This window comes from Pseudomonas sp. EpS/L25, assembly GCF_001512295.1.
GTDB lineage: Bacteria > Pseudomonadota > Gammaproteobacteria > Pseudomonadales > Pseudomonadaceae > Chryseomonas.
The window spans coordinates 1-2,553 of sequence record NZ_LNUP01000003.1; the positions used below are offsets into that span (position 1 = coordinate 1).

Consider the following 2,553-nt stretch of genomic DNA (forward strand, 5'->3'; position numbering starts at 1 on the left):
CCGAGGGCCTTGTACAGGGTGACCTCGCTGTTGAGCTGGTTGAGGCGGTCGGTGATCAGCTGCTGCTGGGCGCTGTACAGCGAGCGCTGGGCGTCGAGCACCGTGAGGTAGTTGTCGATGCCCTGGCGATAGCGCAGGTTGGCCAGGTCGTAGTACTCCTGGCTGGCCTGCACCAGGTCCTGCTGGGCCTTGAGCTGGTCGTCGTAGGTGCCCTTCGCGGCCAGGGCATCGGCCACTTCGCGGAAGGCGGTCTGGATCGACTTCTCGTAGGTGGCGACGTTGATGTCCTTCTGGATCTTGGCCGCATCCAGGCTGGCCTTGAGGCTGCCGGCGGTGAAGATGGGGATGTTGATGCTCGGCGAGAAGGTCCAGTAGCCGGAGCCGGCGTCGAACAGGCCGTTCAGGTCGCGACTGGCCGTGCCGCCCTGGGCGGTCAGGCTGATGCGCGGGAAGAAGGCTGCCCGTGCCGCGCCGATGTTGGCGTTGGCCGCGCGCAGTTGCAGTTCGGACTGGAGGATGTCCGGGCGCTTCTGCAGCAGGTCCGACGGCAGGTTGGCCGGCAGGTCGGCGAGCAGATCGTTCCCATCCAGGCCCTTGCCTTGCGGCAGGTCCGCCGGGATCGAGGTGCCCAACAACAGGGTCAGGGCGTTGCGATCCTGGGCCACCTGGCGAGTGTACTGGGCCAGGTTCGCCCGCGCCCCTTCCAGGGCGGTACGCGACTGGCGCAGGTCCAGGCCACTGGCCACGCCGTTCTCCACGGTCTGGCGGGTCAGGTCGTAGGAGCGCTGGTAGGCGGCGAGGGTCTCGCGGGTCAGCTGCAGCATGCGCTGGTCGGTGAGCCAGGCGTAGTAGGCGTTGGCCACTTGCGAGACCAGCGAGATCTGGGTGCTGCGGCGCCCTTCGCTGGTGGCGAAGTAGTTGAGCAGTGCCTGCTCGCTGAGGCTGCGCAGACGACCGAACAGGTCCAGCTCATAGGAGGTGAAGCCCAGGGTGACGCTGTACTGGCTGCTGATGCTGCCACCCCCGCCACCCCCGGCGTTGCCGCCATTGCCCGCCAGCAGTTGCTGGATGGCAGCGGTCTGGCTCAGGTCTTCCGGCGTCCGGGTCCGGGTACCAGTACCCGTAACCCCGATGTCGGGAAACAGCTCGGCGCGCTGCACGCGATATTGCGCCTGGTAGAGGCGTACGTTCAGCGCGGCCTGGCGCAGGTCGCGGTTGTTGTCCAGCGACAGCTGGATCAGCCGCTGCAGCGTCGGGTCGCGATAGAAATCGCGCCAGCCGATGTCGGCCGCCTGCTGGTCGCGATTGACCGTCAGGGCATCGTAGGCCTGGCCATGGGGCCAGGCGTTCTCCACCGGCGCATTGGGCCGCTGGTAGTCGGGGATCAGGCTGCAGCCGGAGACGGCCAGCATGCCCACGATCACCGCCAAGACAGACTTCTTCATATCAGTGTCCTTCCTTGCCATGGGCTTCCTGGTCCTTGGTGGCCTTGTCCTTGAACAGGCTGCTGACCACCACGTAGAACATGGGAATCCAGAAGATCGCCAGCACCGTGGCGGTGAGCATGCCGCCGATCACGCCGGTACCGACCGCGTGCTGGCTGCCGGAGCTGGCGCCCGAGGACACCGCCAGGGGCACCACGCCCAGGATGAAGGCCATGGAGGTCATGATGATGGGGCGCAAGCGCATGCGCGAGGCTTCCACCGCCGCATCGACGATGTTCTTGCCGCCCTCGTGCAGCTCCTTGGCGAATTCCACGATCAGGATGGCGTTCTTCGCCGCGAGGCCAATGGTGGTGAGTAGACCGACCTGGAAGAACACGTCGTTGGCGAGGCCGCGGAAATAGGTGGCCAACAGCGCACCGATGACGCCCAGTGGCACGACCAGGAGCACCGCGATCGGAATCGACCAACTCTCGTACAGCGCCGCCAGGCAAAGGAACACCACCAGCATCGACAAGGCATAGAGCGCCGGTGCCTGGGAGCCCGACAGCCGCTCCTCGTAGGACAGACCGGTCCAGGCGATACCCACGCCCTGCGGCAGCTCCTTGGCCATGCGCTCGATCTCGGCCATGGCATCACCGGTACTGTAGCCAGGCGCGGCGGATCCCAGGATCTCCAGAGAGGAGATGCCGTTGTAGCGCTCCAGCTTGGGCGAGCCATAGACCCACTCGCCGCGGGCGAAGGCCGATACCGGCACCATGTCGCCAGCGCTGTTGCGCACATACCACTTGTTGAAGTCCTCGGGATTCATCCGCGCGCTGGCTTCGCCCTGCATGTACACCTTCTTCACCCGACCACGGTCGATGAAGTCGTTGATGTAACTGGAGGCCCAGCCGCTGGACAGCGTCTGATTGACATCGCTCTGCGACAAACCGAGCGCCCGCACCTTTTCGTCGTCGACGATGAGCTTGAACTGCGGCTCGTCGTTGAGACCATTGGGCCGGGTCTGCATCAGCTTGGGATTCTGCGCAGCCATGCCGAGCAACTGATTGCGCGCGGCCATGAGCGCCTCGTGGCCAATGCCGCCGTTGTCCTGCAGATAGAAGTCGAA

The 2,553-nt window shown here is 65.4% G+C and carries 2 protein-coding genes; both read right to left on the bottom strand.

Translation table 11 applies throughout. The annotated features are described in order from the left end of the window. On the bottom strand, window positions 1-1,445 hold a 1,445-nt coding region (locus tag AR540_RS08615; RefSeq protein WP_059228018.1), incomplete at its 3' end, for an efflux transporter outer membrane subunit. A 1-nt stretch (window position 1,446) separates the two neighbouring features. Then, the coding region (locus AR540_RS08620) for an efflux RND transporter permease subunit (protein WP_177339207.1) at window positions 1,447-2,553 on the bottom strand (1,107 nt) is incomplete at its 5' end.